General features: G+C 65.5%; 26 protein-coding genes. 15 read left to right on the top strand and 11 right to left on the bottom strand.

What is annotated here, in order from left to right; genetic code table 11:
* Positions 1 to 5: 5 nt before the first annotated feature.
* The 7 genes from FHW64_RS15250 to FHW64_RS15280 all read left to right on the top strand — a co-directional run bounded on the left by FHW64_RS15250 (position 6) and on the right by FHW64_RS15280 (position 6,345).
* Complete coding sequence (locus FHW64_RS15250; protein ID WP_184527566.1) at positions 6 to 857, top strand: branched-chain amino acid ABC transporter permease; 852 nt, start codon at positions 6 to 8, stop codon at positions 855 to 857.
* Positions 858 to 894: 37 nt separating this feature from the next.
* Entirely contained in the window at positions 895 to 1,884 is a 990-nt protein-coding gene (locus tag FHW64_RS15255) for a branched-chain amino acid ABC transporter permease (protein WP_184527568.1), read from the top strand.
* A 20-nt stretch (positions 1,885 to 1,904) separates the two neighbouring features.
* Positions 1,905 to 2,624 carry an ABC transporter ATP-binding protein gene (locus FHW64_RS15260; RefSeq protein ID WP_184527570.1) on the top strand — a complete coding sequence of 240 codons (720 nt, stop codon included), beginning with the start codon at positions 1,905 to 1,907 and terminating at the stop codon, positions 2,622 to 2,624.
* Positions 2,624 to 3,328: an ABC transporter ATP-binding protein gene (locus FHW64_RS15265; protein ID WP_184527572.1), complete on the top strand. Its 705-nt coding sequence runs from the start codon at positions 2,624 to 2,626 to the stop codon at positions 3,326 to 3,328. The genes FHW64_RS15260 and FHW64_RS15265 overlap by 1 nt, the downstream gene beginning before the upstream one ends.
* A gap of 71 nt (positions 3,329 to 3,399) precedes the next feature.
* A complete protein-coding gene (locus FHW64_RS15270) occupies positions 3,400 to 4,602 on the top strand; it encodes an ABC transporter substrate-binding protein (RefSeq protein ID WP_184527574.1) in 1,203 nt (400 codons plus the stop codon).
* A 13-nt stretch (positions 4,603 to 4,615) separates the two neighbouring features.
* Positions 4,616 to 5,524: an NAD(P)-dependent oxidoreductase gene (locus FHW64_RS15275; RefSeq protein ID WP_184527576.1), complete on the top strand. Its 909-nt coding sequence runs from the start codon at positions 4,616 to 4,618 to the stop codon at positions 5,522 to 5,524.
* Positions 5,521 to 6,345: an SDR family NAD(P)-dependent oxidoreductase gene (locus tag FHW64_RS15280; protein ID WP_184527579.1), complete on the top strand. Its 825-nt coding sequence runs from the start codon at positions 5,521 to 5,523 to the stop codon at positions 6,343 to 6,345. Before FHW64_RS15275 ends, FHW64_RS15280 begins: the two co-directional genes overlap by 4 nt.
* Before the next feature lie 67 nt (positions 6,346 to 6,412).
* Here the strand turns inward: FHW64_RS15280 and FHW64_RS15285 are convergent, their stop codons facing one another.
* The 4 genes from FHW64_RS15285 to FHW64_RS15300 form a co-directional block, all read right to left on the bottom strand.
* Positions 6,413 to 6,769: a hypothetical protein gene (locus FHW64_RS15285; protein ID WP_184527581.1), complete on the bottom strand. Its 357-nt coding sequence runs from the start codon at positions 6,767 to 6,769 to the stop codon at positions 6,413 to 6,415.
* A gap of 124 nt (positions 6,770 to 6,893) precedes the next feature.
* Complete coding sequence (locus tag FHW64_RS15290; protein ID WP_184527582.1) at positions 6,894 to 7,736, bottom strand: hypothetical protein; 843 nt, start codon at positions 7,734 to 7,736, stop codon at positions 6,894 to 6,896.
* A gap of 259 nt (positions 7,737 to 7,995) precedes the next feature.
* Positions 7,996 to 8,541 carry a hypothetical protein gene (locus FHW64_RS15295; RefSeq protein ID WP_184527584.1) on the bottom strand — a complete coding sequence of 182 codons (546 nt, stop codon included), beginning with the start codon at positions 8,539 to 8,541 and terminating at the stop codon, positions 7,996 to 7,998.
* Between the two features lie 125 nt (positions 8,542 to 8,666).
* Entirely contained in the window at positions 8,667 to 8,852 is a 186-nt protein-coding gene (locus FHW64_RS15300; protein ID WP_184527586.1) for a hypothetical protein, read from the bottom strand.
* A 244-nt stretch (positions 8,853 to 9,096) separates the two neighbouring features.
* Here FHW64_RS15300 and FHW64_RS15305 point away from each other — a divergent pair, with 244 nt between their 5' ends.
* On the top strand, positions 9,097 to 9,720 hold the full coding sequence (locus FHW64_RS15305) for a response regulator transcription factor (protein WP_184527588.1): 624 nt from the start codon (positions 9,097 to 9,099) through the stop codon (positions 9,718 to 9,720).
* A 21-nt stretch (positions 9,721 to 9,741) separates the two neighbouring features.
* Here FHW64_RS15305 and FHW64_RS15310 read toward each other — a convergent pair whose 3' ends face one another.
* The 4 genes from FHW64_RS15310 to FHW64_RS15325 form a co-directional block, all read right to left on the bottom strand.
* Positions 9,742 to 10,374, bottom strand: a complete 633-nt coding sequence (locus tag FHW64_RS15310) for a murein hydrolase activator EnvC (RefSeq protein ID WP_260303981.1) — start codon at positions 10,372 to 10,374, stop codon at positions 9,742 to 9,744.
* A 157-nt stretch (positions 10,375 to 10,531) separates the two neighbouring features.
* Positions 10,532 to 10,777: a hypothetical protein gene (locus FHW64_RS15315; protein WP_184527592.1), complete on the bottom strand. Its 246-nt coding sequence runs from the start codon at positions 10,775 to 10,777 to the stop codon at positions 10,532 to 10,534.
* Positions 10,778 to 10,838: 61 nt separating this feature from the next.
* Positions 10,839 to 11,483, bottom strand: a complete 645-nt coding sequence (locus tag FHW64_RS15320; protein WP_184527594.1) for a hypothetical protein — start codon at positions 11,481 to 11,483, stop codon at positions 10,839 to 10,841.
* Positions 11,484 to 11,637: 154 nt separating this feature from the next.
* Positions 11,638 to 11,874, bottom strand: a complete 237-nt coding sequence (locus tag FHW64_RS15325; RefSeq protein ID WP_184527596.1) for a hypothetical protein — start codon at positions 11,872 to 11,874, stop codon at positions 11,638 to 11,640.
* Positions 11,875 to 12,029: 155 nt separating this feature from the next.
* On the opposite strand from FHW64_RS15325, the gene gltS reads away from it, so the two are divergent.
* Positions 12,030 to 13,244, top strand: coding sequence for a sodium/glutamate symporter (gene gltS / locus FHW64_RS15330; RefSeq protein WP_184527598.1), 1,215 nt, complete (start codon positions 12,030 to 12,032; stop codon positions 13,242 to 13,244).
* Positions 13,245 to 13,251: 7 nt separating this feature from the next.
* Here gltS and FHW64_RS15335 read toward each other — a convergent pair whose 3' ends face one another.
* Positions 13,252 to 13,698: a GAF domain-containing protein gene (locus FHW64_RS15335; RefSeq protein ID WP_184527599.1), complete on the bottom strand. Its 447-nt coding sequence runs from the start codon at positions 13,696 to 13,698 to the stop codon at positions 13,252 to 13,254.
* Between the two features lie 228 nt (positions 13,699 to 13,926).
* On the opposite strand from FHW64_RS15335, the gene FHW64_RS15340 reads away from it, so the two are divergent.
* Genes FHW64_RS15340 through FHW64_RS15350 form a run of 4 tightly spaced genes read left to right on the top strand, consistent with a single transcriptional unit; the run spans position 13,927 to position 16,433 of the window.
* The gene (locus tag FHW64_RS15340; protein WP_260303991.1) at positions 13,927 to 14,274 is read left to right on the top strand and encodes a GntR family transcriptional regulator; all 348 of its coding nucleotides are present in this window, start codon (positions 13,927 to 13,929) and stop codon (positions 14,272 to 14,274) included.
* Entirely contained in the window at positions 14,268 to 14,423 is a 156-nt protein-coding gene (locus FHW64_RS34445; RefSeq protein ID WP_260303992.1) for a hypothetical protein, read from the top strand. The genes FHW64_RS15340 and FHW64_RS34445 overlap by 7 nt, the downstream gene beginning before the upstream one ends.
* 25 nt (positions 14,424 to 14,448) lie before the next feature.
* Complete coding sequence (locus FHW64_RS15345; protein WP_221210337.1) at positions 14,449 to 15,402, top strand: metallophosphoesterase; 954 nt, start codon at positions 14,449 to 14,451, stop codon at positions 15,400 to 15,402.
* A 50-nt stretch (positions 15,403 to 15,452) separates the two neighbouring features.
* Entirely contained in the window at positions 15,453 to 16,433 is a 981-nt protein-coding gene (locus FHW64_RS15350; RefSeq protein WP_184527601.1) for an ABC transporter substrate-binding protein, read from the top strand.
* A gap of 57 nt (positions 16,434 to 16,490) precedes the next feature.
* On the opposite strand, the gene FHW64_RS15355 is transcribed toward FHW64_RS15350, so the two are convergent.
* Together FHW64_RS15355 and FHW64_RS15360 are read right to left on the bottom strand one after the other, a co-directional pair.
* Positions 16,491 to 17,723, bottom strand: coding sequence for an alpha/beta fold hydrolase (locus FHW64_RS15355; RefSeq protein ID WP_184527603.1), 1,233 nt, complete (start codon positions 17,721 to 17,723; stop codon positions 16,491 to 16,493).
* A 100-nt stretch (positions 17,724 to 17,823) separates the two neighbouring features.
* Positions 17,824 to 19,917 carry an NAD(+) synthase gene (locus tag FHW64_RS15360; RefSeq protein ID WP_184527605.1) on the bottom strand — a complete coding sequence of 698 codons (2,094 nt, stop codon included), beginning with the start codon at positions 19,915 to 19,917 and terminating at the stop codon, positions 17,824 to 17,826.
* Here FHW64_RS15360 and FHW64_RS15365 point away from each other — a divergent pair.
* Both FHW64_RS15365 and FHW64_RS15370 read left to right on the top strand, forming a co-directional pair.
* Positions 19,916 to 20,440, top strand: a complete 525-nt coding sequence (locus tag FHW64_RS15365; protein WP_184527607.1) for a TraR/DksA C4-type zinc finger protein — start codon at positions 19,916 to 19,918, stop codon at positions 20,438 to 20,440. The two genes, FHW64_RS15360 and FHW64_RS15365, sit on opposite strands and share 2 nt — an antisense overlap.
* Before the next feature lie 45 nt (positions 20,441 to 20,485).
* Complete coding sequence (locus FHW64_RS15370) at positions 20,486 to 21,016, top strand: dual specificity protein phosphatase family protein (protein ID WP_184527609.1); 531 nt, start codon at positions 20,486 to 20,488, stop codon at positions 21,014 to 21,016.
* Positions 21,017 to 21,034: the final 18 nt, after the last annotated feature.

Genomic DNA, 21,034 nt, shown 5'->3' on the forward strand with positions numbered 1-21,034 from the left:
ACACGATGCTCACCATTAACCTCTTCAACGGCCTGGTCTACGGGGCGTTGCTGATCATCATGTGCTCGGGGCTCGCGCTCATCTACGGCCTGCGGCGCGTGGTCAACTTCGCGCACGGTTCGCTCTACATGCTCGGCGCGTACCTCGGCTACTCGATCGCGCTGCACAGCAACTTCTGGGTTGCGCTCGTGGCCGCGCCTGCAGTCATGGCGCTGCTCGGCGTGGTGCTCGACCGATACGGATTCCGATTGCTGCAGGACCGCGATCCGCTCACGGTGGTGCTGGTCACCTTCGGCCTGCTGCTGGTCATCGAAGACTTCGTGCAGACGGTCTGGGGCAAGAGCAACCTGACCGTCGATGTGCCTGCCGCACTCGCGACGTCGATCAACTTCTTCGGCACACCGCTGCCTGCCTACCGACTCGGCGTGATCGTCGTCGGTGCGATGGTCGCGCTGGGGCTCACGCTGTGGCTGCGCCATTCGAAGGTGGGGCTCTTCGTGCGCGCAGCGAGCACTGATCCCACGACGACCGCAATGCAGGGCGTGAACACCGACCTGCTCAGTGCCGGCGTGGTTGGCCTCGGCACCGCGCTCGCGGGCCTGGCCGGCGTGGTGGCTGCGCCCTTCCTCTCGCTCTCGCCGTCGATGAGCAGCGACGTGATCATCGATTCGTTCGTGGTCGTTGTCGTCGGCGGGCTCGGCTCGCTCGCAGGTGCCTTCGTCGCAGCGATGGCGCTCGGGATGATCCAGGCGCTCGGCGCGGTCTACGTGCCCGATTTCTCCGCCATCCTGCCCTTCGTGATCATGGTCGCGGTGCTGATCTGGAAGCCATCCGGCTTCGCAGGAAGCAGGACCTGACGTTCGCCCCCGGCTTTTCTTCCCTCAAGGAATTCGCATGAACATCACCCGGATGGGCTCGAGCGCGGTGGTTGCGCTCGTCGCCGGCGGCCTCGTGGCGGCATTCATCACCTCAGGCACCGTGCTCTCGCTGCTGACGCAGGCCGTGATCTACGCAGTCTTCGCCATGGGCGTAGGCCTGCTGTTGCGGCAGAACGGCATGGTGAGCTTCGGCCACGCACTCTTCTTCGGCGTCTCCGGCTACTCGATGGGGATCCTCCTCGAGCTCGGACTGATGCCGGCCGAACTCGCGATCGCGGCCACGCTGATCGGCATCACGGTCATCGCATTCATCGTCGGACTGGTGATCGTGCGGGTGCCCGGCGTTGCCTTCAGCATGCTCACGTTGGCGATCGGGCAGATGGCTTTCCTGACCGCATCGCGCGCCCGCGGCCTGACGGGCGGCGCCGACGGCATGAACATCAACTGGCCGCAGAGCCTGTTCGGCCTCTCGCAGTCGCAGTTGCACCAGCCTGCCGTGCTGTTCATGGTGTGCTGGACGGTGCTCGTGCTCGTCACGCTCGCACTCGCGCTGCTGCTGCGCAGCCGCTTCGGCAGCGTGACCGAGGCCGTGCGCGACAACGAGGAACGCGCGCGCTTCATCGGCGTGCGCACGCTGCTCCCGCGCGCCGCGATCTACGCGCTGTCGGCACTCCTCACCGGCCTCGGCGGCGTGCTCTCGGCGCTGAACACCGGCTTCGTCTCGCCCGAGAGCCTGCACTGGAGTGTGTCGGGCGTCGCACTGATGATGGTCGTCGTCGGCGGCTACAAGGCCCTGTGGGGCCCTGCGCTCGGCGCCATCGTGTACTTCCTGTTCAAGGACGTGCTCGGCGACTACGCGAACCACTGGATGGCGATCTTCGGCATCGCGCTGATCACCGTCATCGTCTTCTCGCCCACCGGCATCGCAGGCGCATTCGGCCGCCTCTTCAAGCCGCGCAAAAAGATCCAGCCCGAGCCCGTCGCGCGCGCCGCGTCGGCTCACTGAGCCCCAGAAGGAGATCCGCAATGGTCGACTACGTACTCCAGGCCGACGACGTCGCGATCCACTACGGTGGCGTGAAGGCGGTCGACGGCGTTTCGCTCACGCTCGAACGCGGGCAGATCCGCGGTCTGATCGGGCCCAACGGCGCGGGCAAGTCCACAGTGATCGATGCGATCACCGGTCGCCGTCGCCTCACGCGCGGCAAGGTGATGCTCGGCGGCGAGGACGTCACTGCGTGTGGCGTGGTCGAGCGCCGCGCGCGCGGTCTTTCGCGCAGCTTCCAGCGCACGAGCATCTTCGGCCAGATGAAGGTGCGGCGGCAGGTCGAACTGGCTTCGCATCGCATGAACCCGAAGGACCACGAGGCCGACGCACAAGCCGTGCTGCGCGAGCTCGACCTTCTGCATCGTGCCGACGATGTCGCCGAAGACCTCGGCTACGGCGAACAGCGCCGGCTCGATCTCGCCCTCGCGCTCGTGGGCCGGCCAACGGTGCTGCTGCTCGACGAGCCGATGGCCGGCCTGTCGGCCAAGGAATCGCACGACCTCGCCGCTCACCTGAAGGCGCTGACCTCGCGCTGGAACGTGTCGGTGTTGCTGGTCGAGCACGACATGGACGTGGTCTTCGGCATCTCGGATGTCGTGACCGTCTTCGAACTCGGACGCGTGATCGCGCAAGGCGAGCCTGCAGCGGTACGCGCCGATCCCCGTGTGCGCGAAGCCTATCTCGGGAGTGCTGCCTGATGAATCCTCTTCTCGAACTCGACAAGGTCGATGCCTGCTATGGCTCGGCCCACATCCTTCACAAGCTGAGCCTGAAGGTGAACGCGGGCGAACGCGTTGCGCTCGTAGGCCGCAACGGCGTGGGCAAGACGACGGTGGTCAACACCATCCTGGGTCTTGCAAGCCTGCGTAGCGGTCGGGTCGCGCTTGGTGGCCAGGTGCTCGCGCGACCGCGCCCGTATGTCGCGGCCCAGCACGGCGTGGTGGTCGTTCCGCAGGGACGGCGCATCGTCGCCAATCTCAGCGTGGAAGAGAACCTGTTGCTGGGCGCCGCGGTCGGCCGCAAGGGACCATGGAACGTGCCCGAGATCTACAAGCTGTTCCCGATCCTCGCCGAGCGCGCGCACACGCCGGGCACGGCGCTCTCCGGTGGGCAGCAGCAGATGCTGGCGGTCGGACGCGCGCTGATGGCGAACCCGTCGCTGATCCTGCTCGACGAGCCGACCGAAGGCCTCGCGCCGGTGATCGTCGATCAGCTCGCCGACATCTTCAACCGCGTGGCCGACCAGGGCACTGCGCTGCTGCTGATCGAACAGAACATGAGCCTCGTGGTGCGCGTCGCGCGCCGCTACTACGCGATGGCGAAGGGATCGGTCATCGCACAAGGCCAGGTCGAGCACTCGCGCGAGAGCCTCCACGACCTGGAGGCCCACGTGGTGGTCTGACCTACGCACTTGCGTTCTACGGTTTGCCGGACCGTCTTCGGCTTTGGACTTTGATTACTTAGGAGACTTGCATGTTGAATCGAAAGACTTTCCGCTTTGCTCGCAACGCCATTGCACTTGGCACGCTCGCGGCCGTGATTCCATTCGCCGCAGTGGCGCAAGGCAAGGAGCCCGTCAAGGTCGGCCTCGTCTCGTCCAAGTCCGGCGTGTTCGCGCAGCAGGGCGAGGAAGTCATGCGCGCCGTGAAGTTCGCGATCGATGAAGCGAACGCCAAGGGCGGTGTCGATGGCCGCAAGGTCGAATATGCCGAGGCGGATGACGAAGGCACGCCCGATGCGGGTCGGCGCGTCGCCGAGAAGCTTGCGCGCGACGGCAACAACCTGCTGATCGGCGCCATCCCCTCCTCCATCTCGCTGGCGATTGCCCAGAATCTCGACCGCTGGGACGCGGCCTACTTCGTGGTCGCGAGCAAGTCGGACAAGCTCACCGGCGACACCTGCCGGCCGCGCAGCTTCCGCACCAACCATTCGGATTCGATGGACATCGCGATGATCAACGAATGGGCCAAGGACTTGAAGGAGAAGACCTTCGCAGTGCTCGCGGCCGACTACGTCTGGGGCCGCGACTCCGGCGAATCGTTCAAGAAGGCGGCCGAGGCGAACGGCAAGAGCGTCGCGCTGTCGCTGTACGTGCCGCTGGGCACCAAGGACTTTTCGCCCTACATCGCGCAGCTCAAGGCAGCCAACGTCGATGCAGTCTGGGTCGCGGAGACCGGCCGCGATGCGATCGCCTTCGTCAAGCAGGCGGAAGAGTTCGGCCTGATCCCCAAGACCAAGCTGATCGGCCATGCGCTGATCCAGAACTTCATGATCAACGCCACCGGCAAGGCGCTGGATGGCACGCCGGGCAACACCGCCTACACCGCCACCATCGACAACCCGCGCAACAAGGCCTTCGTCACGGCATGGAAGGCCAAGTTCAATCGCCTGCCGACCGACAACGAAGGACAGGCCTACAACGGCATGCAGGTGATGTTCGAGGGCGTGAAGAAGTCGGGCAGCGTGAAGCCGGCCGACGTCAGCAAGGCGCTGCGCGGTGCGCAGATCGACTCCATCTACGGGCAGGTGACCATGCGTGCCGCCGACAACCAGCTGCTGCTGCCCAACTACGTGGCGCGCGCCAAGTCCGTCGATGGCGCCATCGTGCCGGTGATCGAACACACCTTCCCGCCGTCGCTGGTGCCCGCACCGTCGCCGCTTTGCAAGATGAGCTGAGGCAGGTCGATTCATGAAGCAGGTGCTGATCACCGGCGGCGGTGGCTTTCTCGCGGCATGGATCGCGCGTCGGCTGGCGGCGCGCGGATTGCGGTCGAGGTTGTTCGATGTTCCGGGCGCTCCGCGCACCGCGAACGGCATCGTCGATCCGCGGCATTCGTCGCTGCTCGAATGGTGGGAAGGCGACATCCGAAAGGCCGACGATATACGCGCCGCGATGGACGGCTGCGACGGCGTCGCACACCTCGCGGGCGTACTCACGCCGGCCTGCAGCGCGGACCCTGTGCGCGGCGCGGAGATCAACCTGATCGGCTCGCTTCACGTGTTCGACGCCGCACGCGCGCAAGGCCTCTCGAAGGTCGTCTACGCCAGTTCGGCCGGCGTGTATGGGCCCGCGCATTCACGCCATCCGGAGCCGGCGACGCACTACGGCGCGTTCAAGCTTGCGGTCGAAGGCGCTGCGCGTGCCTACTGGAACGAGCATCGCATCGCGAGCGTGGGCTTCAGGCCCTTCGTGGTCTATGGCCCGGGCCGCGAGACCGGCGTCAGCGCGGGGCCGAGCCTTGCATGCCAGGCGGCCGTGCGCGGCACTCCCTACACGATCGGCTTCACGGGTACGTGCGGGCTGGTCTATGTCGACGACGTCGCGCAGGCTTTCGAAAACGCGCTCTTCGCACCCGCGGAAGGCGCGAAGGTCTTCAATATCGTGGGCCAGATGCACTCGATCGACGAGGTGATCGCCGAGATCCGGCGACAGGTGCCAGATGCCGATCTGCGTGCCGAAGGTCCGCCGCTGACGATCGCCGCCGACGTGGCCGAAGAAGGCCTCGATGCATTGCTCCCGGCACACGGACGAAGCACGCTCGCCGACGGGATCGCCGCGACTCTTTCTCACTACCGTTCGCTCCAGGGTTCTGCATGACCACATCGACCGCTAGCAAGCGACACGCACTCGTCACGGGCGCACCCGGCGGTATTGGCCGCGGCATCTGCTTCGCGCTGATCGAGCAGGCACAGCGCGACGGCGCGGCGATTCACATCACCGCGGCGGCATCACGGCCGGGTGAACGCCTGGACCGACTCGTGGATGAGCTGCGGTCCGCGGGTGCCACCGCCACCGGTGTCGCCGGCGATCTCACCGATCCCTCGAGCTGCGCGGACATCGTGGGGCAGGCCATCGATCGCGGCGGTGATCTCAGTGCGCTGGTGTGCAATGCGGGCGCATCGGGGCCAGGACGCCTCGCCGACCTGCCCGCTGCCCAGTGGGACCGCACCTTCAATCTCAACGTCCGCGCGGTGTGGCTGCTCGCGCAATCGGCGCGCCCTTCGCTCGCGCGCACAGGCGGGTCGATCACGGCGATTGCCTCCATGTCGGCGCACCTGCCGCACCCGGGGTATGGCGCCTACGCGCCGGCCAAGGCCGCGTTGGTGATGCTCTGCCGCCAGCTCGCTCAGGAATGGGCACATGAAGGCATTCGCGTGAACAGCGTGAGCCCCGGCATGATCCGCACCCCGCTGACCGAGGCGGCCTACGAAGATGAGGAAACGCATCGCGGCCGCCGCGCGCTCGTCCCGCTGGGACGAATCGGGACCGTCGCGGACATCGGTGCCACGGTGGCTTTTCTCGCAAGCGCGGGAGCGTCGTACATCACCGGCCAGAGCATCATGGTGGACGGTGGAATTTCCGATCACATGCTCAGCTTGATTCCCGGGAGACCGGGGAAGCCGGCGATCGCGGACTAGCTGGCGCCAGTCCGACCATGCGGCGCCCGTCGCAGGCGCGCGCATGGAATGAAGCTATGACCTTGCGTCAGGGCTTTTGACGCTCGGGCGCGTCAGTGTTGCCACCGCGCGAAAGCTCGCCGGCCTGGTTGGCCTGCTTGGTCGCTGCGCGGCGCTTGGCGTTTGCGGACTTGCGGTCCGAGCGCGAAACCTTGGGCGCCGTCGTGGGCTGGGCCTGGCCCTCGCCGATTTGCGGACCACGTGCGGCAGCTGCGCCTGCATCTTTGCGCTCGCCACGTGCCTCAGACCGCTCGGCCGGCGTGGTCGGCGCGACCGGACGCGCCTTGCCTTGCGAAGGATCGACCTCACCGCTCGATTGCGCAAATGCAGTCGTCGCGATCATCGGGATCAGGGCAAGACCAGCAGTCAGAAGAATTTTTCGCATGGGGACCTTTTTTCGAAGTTGAGAGTGGCCCACGACGTGGGCGCGTGCATCTTGCCAAGAGTCCCCAGCCATGTCCACATCGGGTGTTGCGCCCCGCCATCGGCGTGGACATAGGGCAACGGAGTCAACCCATCAGTACCGGGTTGCGACGGCTTTCATCGATTCGCCGCTGCCGGTTGGCTTCCCTGCACTCGGCATGCTGAGCAGCCCTGGGCTGCGCGCAGCTCTTGTTCACGCATACGGCGCGGGCGATGAAGGAATAGCCACTGCATGCGGCGACAGGGTTGGCCTGCAGACGAAGTGGCTGATGCGAAGGAACGGGCCGTGGCCGCACTGGCGTCATCTTCTGGGCATCGCGCTCGGCGTCGATCTCCGCGAGATTTGTGCCCTCGACGGTCGCGGGGGTCTCATTGCCCGCGGCCCTTTCCACAGGCGCGCGCACTTCGGGCTTTGCCTGCACATGCCGCGCGCGCTCGTCCTGCGGAATGGACGGCAGCATCGCCTGGGCACTCGCGTTCGGCACGGTAAACACCGACTCGATGCTCGAGCGGTCCGGCAGCCCGACCGGGCCGGCATCGCTCACGCGCAGTTTGTTCCATGCAAAGAAGGCGAGGAACATCACGATCGGCGGCACCAGTACGAGTAGCAGCATGCTGCGCAGCGCGGGCATGTCCGAGAACTCGGGCCGGTCGAAGGACTTGCCGTCCGTCACCGCGTTCTCGCCGGACTGTTCAGCATCGGCCTCGTCCGCGTCCAGTTGCTCGCTCTCGTCCGACGCAAGGAACGAGCCGCCGCAAGCACGGCAGCGGGCGGCCCCTCTGCGATTGAGGGTCTGGCAGAAGCCACAGGTGGCGAAGACGGCGTCCTTCGGGTGCAGCATGATCTCCACCAGATCGCCGAGCTGCGCATAGGCGACGGATGGCGCCGCCGTTGGCCAGATGGAATTCGCAGAGGTAACGAGTTGCATGCTGGGCTCCTTCATCCGTTGCGCCTCAAGTCCGACTCGCGCCAGCCGCGACCGATGAAAGCCACGCGCGTGTCAAAGCAACTTTTGTCGACGCAAGGAGGGAGCGTGCTTGTAAGACGGCGCCTGTATTTGCAGCGCCAAAACACTGAAGCGACGTTCGCTACGAACAGTCACCGAAGTGTCGAAATGCATCGGTCGAATCCGATGCGAGCTCGCAAGACCGATCCGCTGTCGGCCTCGTCGTATCAACGTGCTGGAGTCAGCGGGCCTTCAGCACCGTGAAGTCGAGATAGGCCGTCGGCGCGAAGCTCTCGCTCGTCTCTTCCGGCTTCTCGGCGCTCGCCTCGGGCACCGAGGGAACGAATTCCATGAAGTCGGTGGCCGGGAAGGTGGCGTCGTGGCGCGCTGCTGCGAGCTGCTGCGCCTGCCGCTCACGGGACTTCTCGCGCAGGCGAGCCAGATCGGCGCGCACCTCGGCGAGCGTTCGCATGGGCTTTTCTTCAGGGGCTTGCGTCTTCGCTACAGGCGCGACCACGGGCTGATCGACAACCGGTGCCACCTGCTGCGGAATCACCACTGGCACAGGCTTCTCGGCCTGCTCGATCTTGGGGGGAGCGACCACAGCCGGAGCCACGATCTTCGCCTCCACGCCAGGCGATGCAACCCTTTGGGCTTCCACCGGCCGAACGGGACGCGCCGCTCGACGCGGAGCCGGCGCGGGCTTCGCGAACACGGGCCTTGTGAGAAAGGCCACGAGTTCCTTGTACAGGCGCTGGAACGTTCCGAGAGACTGGGTTGCTTCCATGATGGCGTGCGGTTTGGAGTTTCGGGCGATTGTCCTGTTACACGGACTGAATGCAAACGGGTTACAGCGCGTCGCACAGGTCGATTCGCGCAAAAATGCACGGGCCTGCTGATGCTGATGGCACTTCAAGCTCTCCAGAACACCGGGATGCCGTAGCGGGCGCAAGTGGCGAGCGCCTGCACCTCGTCGAGTTCCTTGACCACGACGGCGGCGGTAAAGCTCGATGGCAGCAGCGCAATGTGGGGGAATGGGGCAGCGGGTTCGCTTTGGAGAGGACGCTCGGTCGCGTCGTGAGTATTGTTTCGGTGCATCCTCCCGATGTTTGAAGAGCCTGTCTGCTGCGCCCACCAGACTCCTCCGAAAGAGTGGCGCCAAGCATCAGTGAGACATTAGTTTTCATTTCAAAAAAGCCACCTGCAACGGTCCATTCCATCTTCGTGAAATACGTCGCAGGCACACTACACGCTGTCTCGAACGGTATGGCAAATGCCGATCCGACCATGCGAGTATCGAAATCCGAAACGAAAATTCCTGCGACCGGCTAAGCAATTTCCAATGAGCATTTACGTCATCGATGACCACCCCCTGATGCGCGACGCCGTCTCGATGGTGCTGCGGCGCGTGCGTCCGGCCGCCAACATCGTCGAGCTCGACCGCCTCTCCAGGCTTTCGAGCGCCATCGACAAGCATGGCGCGCCCACGCTTTTCTGTCTCGACCTGAATCTTCCCGATGCCAGTGGCTGCTCGGGCGTCGTGTCGCTGCGAGAAGAGTTCTCGGATGTTCCGCTCGCGGTCTACTCCGCGTCGCCGGCTGAAGACATGGAACAGCTCTGTCTCGCAAGCGGCGCAGACGTCTACATCGACAAGGCCACCGGCTCGACGAGGCTCGCCGATTCGCTGCGCGCCCTGCTCTCAGAAGACACCGACGCCGACAGCGACGGTGATGAAGCCGACACTCCGGCAGGTGCAGCAGCCGGCAAGTTGACCAAACGGCAGGTGCAGCTCGTCGAGTGCATCGCTCGTGGGTACGGCAATCGCGAAATTGCCGAGCACCTTCAGGTCAGCGAGCACACGATCAAAGTGCACATGTACCGTCTGTTCAAGCGAATCGGTGTCACGAGCCGCACGCAGGCGCTGCACTACGCACGGATCAACGGCCTGCTTCCTTCGAAGCACTGAGCGCCGAGCCGCCAGGCGGAATCAGGGCGCCGGCGGCTGCGTTTTGAGATAGGGCATCGGGTCGACCGCATTGCCCTTTCGCCGAAGCTCGAAGTGGAGCTGGGTCGAGCTCGAATCGGTGCTGCCCATCTCCGCGATCTGCTGACCCGCCTTCACCTGCTCGTTCTCGCGCACCAGGATCTTGCGGTTGTGCGCGTAGGCCGAGATGAACTCGTCGTTGTGCTTCACCATCACGAGGTTGCCGTAGCCGCGCAGCTTCGAGCCGACGTACACCACGCGCCCGCTGGCTGCCGCCACGACCGGGTCACCCGGCTTGCCGCCAATGTTAATGCCCTTGTTGGTGCCCCCGTTGAAGCGGCCGACGACTTGTCCGGAGGCTGGCCAAAGAAAAGTCCCGGCCGCTGCGCCAGGCGACGGAGAAGCCGCGACTCTCGGCGCATTCGAGCTGCTGGATTTCTTGCTCGCGGCGGCCGCACGGGTCGAACCACTCTTGCGTTTCGGATCGGCCTGCTTCGCGCGGGCCTGCTGCGTCTCAGCGTCGCCCGACGCCTTGGCGGTGGCGGAATCCGCGCGCGAGACTTTCGGCGATGAAGAAGCACGCGAAGACTGCGTTTCCTTCGGCGATGTACCGCACGCCACGACCAACGTGCACATCAACACACCGAGGGCGTAACGAAGACCCGAAACGATTCTTGGATTCTGGGGAATGTTTAGGAACTGACCCGTGCGGGTCGATGGCCGGACGGCCCGATCTCTCTCTTGCATGTCGCGCTAATGTACCGGCCCTCGGCGTCCGATCGCCGAGCCCGCATCAGCGAATCGTCGAGAGCCGGCCGAAGGCCGTACCGCATCCCATGGTGCTCGAGCATTCCCTGACTAGTTCCGCCGATCGCGTGACCTGGTCGTTCATGCGATCGTTGATGGTTTTCTCTCCGCGAAGGCGCGGCGCCAGCGCGAACCAGACGGCACCGATCGCACCAATGGCCGCCATGACATAGATCCAGTACGAGTCCATCTGAAATCCCTTGTTGAGTTGGCAGGCAGTCTGCCTGCTCATCCGGGGACTTGCCTATACGCCGTTCGGACCGCCCTGTGCAGAAGCGCACGGTCGGTACGGGTCAGATTTCACGATTCGTATCGGTCTCTGCCTTCGAGGCCTTGGCCGCTGCATCCGCGCGAACCCAATAGAACTCCTTGCGGGTGCTCGCCGCGCCCACGCTCGGGGTCCGGCGCGATGCCTCCGAAGGCGTGGAGCGAATCACCCCTCCCGCCTCGCAGTACAGCGGCAGACCCAACGGCGTACGGCGATGCGCTTCGAGCAACTGGCGCAACGGAATGCGGATGCTCTCGATCGAACGCGAGGACGAACGTACCTTCACGAATTCGCGCGTCACGATCAGCTTGCTTGCCGGCTGGAATTCGTCGAAGTCCCGTTCGCCGCGCGTCTGCCATGTGGCCTCGACGGCGGGCGCCATCATGACCGAATCGGGCGTCGGGTAGCCGCGAAGGTGCGCGCTGTCTGCGGCAGCGAGGCACGCCAGCAGATGCGGCGTGAGTTCGATGGTGACCAGTCCAGGCCGCGTGGAGCCGCGCGCGGAAACTTCGATGACCGCCTTTCGCGCGGTGCTGCGCGCCCGTTCGGCACGCATGGCGCGCGCCCTGCGCCGCCGCGCCCTGACATGCGCGAAAGCCGCGAGCCCGGCCACCGGCGTGGCGACGGCAACGAACTTGATGGCAAAGAGTTCGTGTCCTGAAAGGATCACCAGGAGGCCCCCGGGCAGTCGAAGCGGCGGGCCGCAGAAGAAGAGTCGGGCATCGGGAAGTGGCGCGTTCGCAAGTCGTACAAGCGGCTCGCAGCCGCGCACGCATATTACCTGTGAACAGATGTTTCACAGGCGCGGCAAATACGGATGCGCGTCAGCTGCCGGTGACCCAGCGTTTCCACCAGGGGCGGGGCGGCTCCGGCGGCTTTATCGCGAGCTGCTGCAGCTGGCTGGTTCTCTGTCGCCTGCGCAACTCGACCTCCAGTGCATGCGCCACGCCATAGGCCGACTTGTCACCGCGCGAGGCACGCGCGCGCCAACCTTGTGCGTAGGCAATCAATTCCTCTTCGTCGAGGCTCGCGAGTTCTTCATGGGAGGGGACGGCGGACATGGGCTCGACCAGTAGCAGGCAATTTGGCAGTTCCCCAGAATCTACACGAGGCAGCGTCGGGAGTTCACGCCTATGACGAATGCCATACGAAGATCCGGTTCGCGCGCCCGGTATGCTCCTGCCGCATTCGTCAACGCATTGAACGGAACACCGCCTTGCAACACGATCTTCACCTCGACGGCTACGTCAGCTTCACGATCGCGATCCTGCTGCTCTTCGTCGGCAAGGCGTGCACCCGGCGCTTCGAGTTGTTGCGGCGCTACAGCATCCCGGAAGCGGTCATGGGCGGACTGGTCTGCATCGTGGTGGTCAGCGCGCTGTATCTGGGCATCGGGCTGAAAGTGGACTTCCAGCTTGGCGTCCGCGATGTCCTGCTGCTGTATTTCTTCGCGGCGATCGGCCTGGGTTCTGACGTGCGGACCCTGCGTCAAGGTGGACGCCCGCTCGTAGTGCTCGTGGCCCTCTCCAGCGGCTTCATCGTGATGCAGAACCTCATTGGCATGGCGATCGCAAGCGCGTTCGGGCTGGACCACCGCGCCGGTCTGCTGACCGGCTCGGTCTCGCTGACCGGCGGCGTGGGCACCACGCTCGCATGGGCGCCCCATTTCGCCCGCGACCTCGGCATCGCCGATGCAGAGACCCTCGGTCTCGCAAGCAACATGGCCGGCCTGATCGCGGCTTGCGCCATCGGCGGCCCCATCGCGGCCTTCCTGCTGCGCCGCCACAACCTGAAGTCATCAGCGGAGGCGGCGCTGCCCGCCGGCGGGCACTACGAGGACGAGGATCGCGCACGACTCGACTACAACAGCGTGCTGATGGCCTTGCTCTGGCTCAACGTTGCACTGATCCTCGGCCGCGGCGTGAGCGACGCGATCGCGCTGACCGGACTGCGACTGCCGGCATTCGTCGGTTGCCTCATCGCCGGCATCCTGGTGCGCAACATCACGGCGATGTTCACGCAACAGAAAGGTCAGCTCTGGCACTGGGAGCGGATGCGCGCCGGCGTGTCGCTGATCTCGGACATCTGTCTCGGCGTGTTCCTCACGATGGCGCTGATGGGCTTGCAGCTCTGGCAGATGCACGGCGTCGCCACCTTCGTGCTGACTGCGCTGACGCTTCAGGTGCTGGCGGCGATCGCGTTCACCGTGCTGGTGGTGTTCCGCTTCATGGGCCGCGACTACGACGCGGCCGTGGTCTGCGCGGGCTTCGGCGGCATCGCGCTGGGTTCGACCGCCACCGCCATCGCCAACATGAGCGCAGTCACGCGCGAGCACGGCACCGCGCCTCGCGCGTTCATCGTGGTGCCGCTGGTATGCGGCTTCTTCATCGATCTGGTGAATGCCTTGGTGATCGGGTTCATGGCCCGTTGAGCACGGGTCAGAGAAACGCAGACAGTTTCTGCGCAGCGGCCTTGAGCAGCTCGAACTCCTCATCGTCGAGGTGGATCGCCTCGGTGTCGAAGTGCGAAAGCGTGCCCCAGAGATCGCCTTCCGGTGTGACCACCGGAACGCTGTGGTACGACACCACCACGCCACGGTAGGGATGCCCGAGCAGCCTCTCGTCCACTGCAGAGTTGTCGGTGCGAAACGAACCATCGCGCAACGCGAAGCGGCAGAAGCTCACCTCGAACGGAACCGCGAGCAGATAGGCCGGACGTGCAGCATTCTTCTTATCGAAGAGGAATTCGTTGCGCAGCAGCGCACCCTCGAACCGATAGATCGCACTGAACCGATGCGGCACGCCTGAGTTGAGCCACGCGAGTGCTTCTTCGACACCCGAACTGCGCACCACATCCAGAAACGCCTCGACGCTGCGTAAGTTCATGCGAACAGTCTACGCCGGCCCAGTGACGCAGAGATGGCGCGCACACCATCTGAAGCAATCGCCCACCCGCTGCGGGTGAGACAAAACGCGATTCAGATGCACCCCACAATGCGAGCCATTCTCATTTGCGCTTAAAAGGGTGCCCAGCGCCTCCCTTCAAAGAGGTGCCATGTCGGTCGTAGAAACTATGGCGATCACAAGGAGCAACAACATTCGCACCCGAGGCCCATGCCAAAAGCTCCTTCCAACGTCAGCCCTCTGATCCCGACACTAGCCCGGCGCATCGTCGAGATGATCCGGCGCGAAGGGTACCCGGTCGGCCACAGGCTGACCGAGCAGGCGCTGTGCGAGGAGCTCGATGTCTCCCGCTCGCCGGTGCGAAAGGCGCTGCAGTTCCTGCAGGAGGCTGGCGCAGTCACCTCGGAACGCAATCGCGGATTCCAGGTGGCGCGGATGCCCGCCGAACTCGGTGAGCTGGAGTTGGCGCCGAATCCAGCGTCAGCCGGGTCGTCGAGTACGGCACCCGCCTCGACCGGGCCCGACTTCACCGGCAATGCGAGGAGCACCTCGTGCTGATCGATCTGCTGGTGAAGGGCGAACGCATGGAGGCGTCGCAATTCCTGCGGCAGCACCTCAACACGGCGAGGATCACAAAGATCGGAAAGGACGACGAGCGCTCGCGCGGTGCGTCGGGCGACGACTCAACCCTCGGCGGGCGCCACTGACGCGCCTTTGATCCGCGAAGGGCGAATGGACAGCAGCGAACACGAGCGCATGGATCTCGCTGCCCTCGAAGCGAGGGTTGGCCGCGCGCATCTGCGGCAACGCCTGAGCATCGAGGCCGAGCTCGAGGCTCGCGTCATCCGCCGGCGCACGCGCTCCTTCGGACTCGGAAACCTGTATTCGCTCAACGCCCTGGTCCGCATCGGGCTCTTGCTGACCGGGATGCACGGACGCGGATTGCGCAACGTGCTGAACATACAGCTGCGGAACAACGAGGTCCGGCTCACGCGTCTGCCGCCTGCCTTCGAAGGATTCAGACTGCTGCACCTGAGCGACTTGCACATCGACATGAGCGAGGCTCATCTCGAGCACCTTGTCGAGACGGTGCGGGGCGTTGCGCATGACATCTGCGTGCTGACCGGGGACTTCCGGTTTCGCAACTTCGGGCCGTACGGTCCCACACTGGATGCGCTGGCACTCTTGCGGCCACATTTGGGCGAATCGGCGTACGCGGTGCTGGGCAACCATGACACCGTCCGCCTGGTGCCGGGCATGGAAGCGATGGGCATCAGCGTGCTCATGAATGAATCTGTGCGAATCGAACGCGACGGCGATTCCCTGATGCTGGCGGGCATCGATGATGCGCATTACTTTCGAACGCACAACTTTCACAAGGCCGCGGCGGATCTTGCGCCCGACGATTGCGCGATCCTGCTTTCGCACACACCCGAGCCCTATCGCCTTGCAGCGCACGCCGACTTCAGCCTGATGCTGAGCGGGCACACCCATGGCGGGCAGATCTGCCTGCCCGGCGGCATCCCGATCATCACGGGATCGCAGGCTCCTCGCGCCACTGTGCGGGGGGCGTGGCAGCACCGCGGGATGGTCGGATACACCTCGGTCGGCTGTGGGTCGTCGATGGTCGATGTCCGCTTCAATTGCCTGCCCGAGGTCACATTGCATCGGCTGCACCGCGGCTGATGCGCTACGGCATATTGCGCGGCCACCGCCGATGGTGCACGCTTCGCGGCATGAAACGCCGGACGGTCCTGGGCACTGCCTGCGCCCTTGCATTGGTGCAGAACAGTCCGCGCGCGGGCGCGGCCGACAAGGTGCTGCGCCTGGGATGGGTGACCGCACAGGAAGCCGCCAGCCTGACGCCGATGGTCACCGCGCTGCGCGCCTCGCTGGCCAGGCTGGGCTACGTCGAAGGCCAGAACGTCTCCATCGCGTTCAGGTATGGCGACGGCTCTGCCGATCGGGTTCCTGAAATGGTCGCGGAACTTCAGCGCCTGCCGATCGACATCCTGCTCGTGCAGGGCGGCCCGGCGGTGAACGTCGTGGCCGGCCTTCCGGTGGCCGTTCCTGTGGCCTACGTCTACAGCGGCGATCCTGTCTCGGCCGGCTTCGCGAAGAGCCTTGCGCACCCCGAATCGAATATGACCGGCCTGACGCTGCTGGCCGCCGAGATGAATGGCAAGCTGCTGGAGATCCTGCGCGAGATGCTTCCGACAGTGCGCGATGTGGCCATCGTCGCCAACCCCGAACACCCCGGCTGCAATATCGAGCGCGACTACACCGACGGCGCGGCAAGGCAGCTCGGCATGCGGACCGAATACTTTCCCGCGCGAACGCGCGAAGAGTTGACGTCGTCGCTCCAGGCGATGGCCGATTCGCCGGCGCGTGCCGTGTCGATCTTCAGCGACAGCTTCGCGGTGTCCAACCGGCGGCAGATCCTCGATTTCGCGATTGCGCGAAAGATGCCCGTCATGACGGGCTGGCCGGTCTTCGCGGACAGCGGTGCGCTCTGCACCTACGGGCCGCGCCTCGTGGACTCGTACGCACGGCTCGCCTCATATGTCGACCGAATCGCCAAGGGTGCCAAACCGGCAGACTTGCCGATCGAGCGGCCCACCACTTTCGAGTTGGTGCTGAACGTCAAGACCGCCAACGCGATCGGGCTCCAGCTGCCGCAGTCGCTGCTGGTGCGGGCCAATCGCCTCATCAGTTGAGGGCTTGAATCCATCGTCGGCCACTTTGCTGCGTACGCGAAGGCCGCGCCCATCGGTTCACGCCCGGCCGCGGACCATGTCGAGCAGGCGACCCACGATGCGCTCGCCATCGGCCCGCAGGCCGTTGTGGGCGTACTCGTTGGTCACCCAGGCCCGCAGCCCACGAACGCCACGAGCCGTCTCCTCGGCAAATGATCGCTCCACGTAGACATCGTCGACGTACACGGTCGCTGCCACCGGGACCTCATTGCGGGCGAGTCGGTCCGCGTCGTACAGGCGTGGCCATGGATGCTCGGCCAGCAGCTGCGCCACCTCGCGGTGCGCGCGCAAGCCCGAGTAGTCGTCCCACATCCAAGGGAAGACGTGCTCTGCGCCGAGGAGGTCGCCGGTCAGCGCCTCCTCGGGCGCGAGCCGGTGTGCCGACCAGAGGGTGGCACCGCCATCGGCGTACGAGGACTCATGGAGCGTCGCGTAGATCGGATTGCGCTCCCAGGGTGACGCCATCTGCGCGTCGATCATGAATGCCGCCGAGCCGAAGGGCAGCTCGAGCAGGTGATGCAGCCGTTCGAACCCGGCGCTGTCGCCGAGCCACATTCCGGTCTGCCGAAACCGACGCGATGTGAGGCGGTCGCCGTTGGGCAAGCGGACGTCTTCCTCGTCGAGCCGGCGCAGGATCGTCCGCAAACGATCGAGGTCTCCTGGGTATCGGGCGTGATAGCGCTGATTCGCTTCGCACACACGCACCCATGTCGCCGCGTAGACCTCGTCGACCGGCCGATTCGTGATCGGCGCGAGGCCGCCGGTGATGAGGACCTCCCGCAGGCCCTCGGGGGCCAGCGACAGATAGGTGAGCGAGGTGAAGCCCCCGAAGCTCTGACCGAGCAGACTCCAGCGCAGGGCGCCGAGTTCAGCGCGGATCAGTTCGAGGTCGCGCACGATCGAGTCGGCGCGGAAATGCGTGAGGTACTCGGCTTGGTCGGCAGGCGCTGCCCCTGGGATGACTGGCCCGACGGGCGTGGAGCGCCCTGTGCCCCGCTGGTCAAGCAGCAGGACCCGGAAGTCGGTAAGGGCACGCGCCATCCACCCTGAGGGCGGGCTCGTCGGGCGAGCGGCCTCGAAGCCTGGGCCGCCCTGCAGGAACACGAGGTAGGGGCGATCAAGACCGTCTAGTGCAGCAAGCTCGCGCGTGAACACACTGATCGTGCCGCGCAGCGGGTCGCCGTGAACCAAGGGAACCGAGTGCTCGCGCTCGGTCAAAACTGCCCCGGGCATGCGGTAGGTCGTACTCATGGCTCGCATTAGAACCCGAACGTGCGCTCGCCTCGGGCGCGACCCGATTGCCTGCGGCGGCCCATTCTCGATTCGGGTAGTGCTGAAAAATGTGGTGCAGTCAGCCCTTCGCGGGAGGTGCCTCGGCCGGTATGCCTTCCAGATCGGCCATCCATACCGCCGCTTCAGAATCGCTCGGCGCACGCCAGTCGCCTCGGGGCGACAGCGACCCGCCGGACCCGACCTTCGGCGCATTCGGCACGCAGCTGCGCTTGAACTGGCTGGTCTTGAAGAAGCGATAGAGGAAGGTGCGCAGATGGCGCCGGATTTCGGCGAGCCCGTACTCGTTGCGCTCGGTCTGCAACTCATCGGGCCATGCGCCGAGCGTGCGGTCATGCCAAGCCTGGTAGGCCAGGTACGCGACCTTCGTCGGCCGGAAGCCGAAACGCAGCGTGTAGTAGAGATGAAAGTCCTGCAGCTCGTAGGGGCCGATGGTGTCCTCGGTGCGCTGGCCCGGCTGCGCGCGCGCATCCGAGCCGGCCGCGGCGGTCGCGGGCACCAGTTCGGGGCTGACTTCGGTGTCGACGATGGCTTCGAGCACGCGGCTGCCTTCGGCGCCGATCTCGTTCTTCTCGGCGACCCAGCGCACCAGATGCTTGATGAGCGTCTTGGGAACGCTCGCGTTCACGTTGTAGTGCGACATGTGGTCGCCCACGCCATAGGTGCACCAACCAAGCGCCAGTTCGCTGAGATCGCCGGTGCCGACCACGATGCCGCCATGATGGTTCGCGAGCCGGAAGAGATGACTGGTGCGCTCGCCCGCCTGCACGTTCTCGAAGGTGATGTCGTACTGCGGCACGCCGTCCTTGAAGGGGTGGCCGAGGTCGACCAGCATCTGCGTGCAGCTCGGGCGGATGTCGATCTCCTGCGCCGTGCAGCCGACCGCGCGCATCAGCGCGTGCGCCTGCCCGAGCGTGCGATCGCTCGTCGCGAAGCCGGGCATCGTGTAGCCGAGGATGTTCGACCGCGGGATGCCGAGACGGTCCACCGCCTTCGCGCAGACCAGCAGCGCGTGGGTCGAATCCAGCCCGCCCGAGACGCCGATGACGAGCTTCTTGATGCCCGCTGCCTCCATGCGCTGCACCAGCGACTGCACCTGGATGTTGAACACCTCGTGGCAGCGGTCGTCGCGATGCGCCGCATCGGCCGGCACATACGGAAAGCGCTCGACCTTGCGCAGCAGTTCGCGCGATGCAGGCCGCGGGATCTCCAGGTCGAAATCCACCGTTCGCCACGTCTGGAGCACCGCGCGATGCTTCTGCGCCGACACGCCGAAGGAGTTCTGCCGCATGCGCTCGCGCGCCAGGTGCTCGAGGTCCACGTCCGCGCAGATCATGTGCGAGCTGTTGCTGAAACGCTCGCTCTCGGCCAGCATCTCGCCGCTTTCGTAGATCAGCGCCTGCCCGTCCCACGCGAGATCGGTGGTCGATTCGCCGATCCCCGCCGACGAATAGAGGTACGCCGCGAGGCAGCGCGCCGAATGCAGGCTCACGAGCTGATGCCGGTAGGCCGACTTGCCGATCGTGATGTTCGATGCGGAGAGGTTGACCAGCACCGTCGCGCCTGCAAGCGCCGCATGGCTCGACGGCGGGATCGGCACCCACACGTCCTCGCAGATCTCGACGTGCAGTTTCAGCAGGGGCAACTGGCGCGCACGCAGCATCAGGTCGGTGCCAAAAGGCACGCGCTGTCCGAACAGCTCGATCTCGGTCGCGAGCGCCGAATCGGCTGCCGCGAACTGGCGCGCCTCGTAGAACTCGCCGTAATTCGGCAGGTAGGTCTTCGGGAACACCCCGAGCACGCGCCCGCCCGCAACCGCCGCTGCGCAATTGAAGAGCCGGTGATCGACGCGAAGCGGCAGACCCACCACCGCGACCGCGTTCACCTCGCGCGAGGCCTCGACGACCGTCTGCAAGGCGGCCTCGCAGGCATCGAGCAGCGCGGCCTGGTGGAACAGATCGTCACAGGTGTAAGCCGAGAGCCCCAGTTCGGGGAACGCCACCAGCACGGCGCCCTTGGCGGCGGCTTCGCGGTACATCCGTACGGTTTCGGCGGCGTTGAACACGGGGTCGGCAACGCGATTGCGCGGGACCGCAACGGCCACGCGGGCAAAACCATGGCGGTACGGGTTGTGGAAATCGAGCGGAGTCGTCATGGACCGGATTTTGCAGGTACGCGCCGAAACAGGCGGAATCCGGGAATTTCTGTCGGCCTGGACTGACCCGCGCACGGGAACAGCGCCGAAGGTGGCACTCATGAGCTTCGGGCCTGATGGCGTACTGAAACTCAAGGAGAGCTGCATGACCGGGCTCAGCGAAAAGCAATTGGCATCGTTGCGGAAGAAGCTCGACCGGCGAGAGGCGGAGCTGTCGGCCGAGCTCGCGTCCATCAACAACGAGGCGATGGAGGCATCGGCGCACCTGCCGCCCTTGGAAGCCGGCGACACCGTCGATCAGGCCGACGCCCGGACCCACGAGACGATCCGCGACGGCGAGGCGCTGCGCGACGCGCTCGAACTGCGCCGCATCGCCGATGCCAGGGAGCGCATGCGTAACGGGCGTTACGGCCGGTGTATCGACTGCGATACGCAGATTCCGCGAGAGAGACTAGAGGTGCAGCCCTCCAGCGAGCGCTGCGTGCCCTGCCAGCGGCTTTACGAGGCGCATCACCCGGCCTGAAACGCCTGAGCCAGCGCGGGGCACCAATGGACATAGAGTTTTTGAATGAGTCTCTGGCACCCGAACCTCAGCTGGATCACGAACCAGCTCGCCGTCGGCGGAAGCTTTCCGCTCGAACGCGCGGATGCGCTCGCGCATGACCACCGCATCGCGGCGGTGGTCGACCTGCGCGGCGAGGCGGTGCCCGACGCGGTCGTGATGCGCCGCCACGGCATCTCGCTGCTGCATCTTCCGACCGAGGACATGTGCGCGCTTGAAACGCCCGACCTCGAGTACGGCATCCGTTTCGCGAATGAATTCCTCGATGCGAACAAGCGCGTGCTCATCCATTGCGAGTACGGCATCGGGCGCTCGGCCACGCTGGCCCTGTGCGTGCTCGTGCATCGCGGCATGCCGCCGCTCGAGGCGCTCGCGCTGCTGAAGAAGCAGCGCCCGCAGGTGGCACCATCGCCGCCGCAGTTCGAGTGCTGGCGCGCGTGGCTGGACAGCTATCGCTTCACTCGAGACGTCGACTGGAAGCTGCCCAGCTTTGACCAATTCACCGAGGTCGCCTACGTCCGTCCGAAGCGGCGCTGAGCCCCGTTGCCGCGCATC

The sequence above is a fragment of the Variovorax sp. Sphag1AA genome (assembly GCF_014192575.1).
Lineage (GTDB): Bacteria > Pseudomonadota > Gammaproteobacteria > Burkholderiales > Burkholderiaceae_C > Variovorax.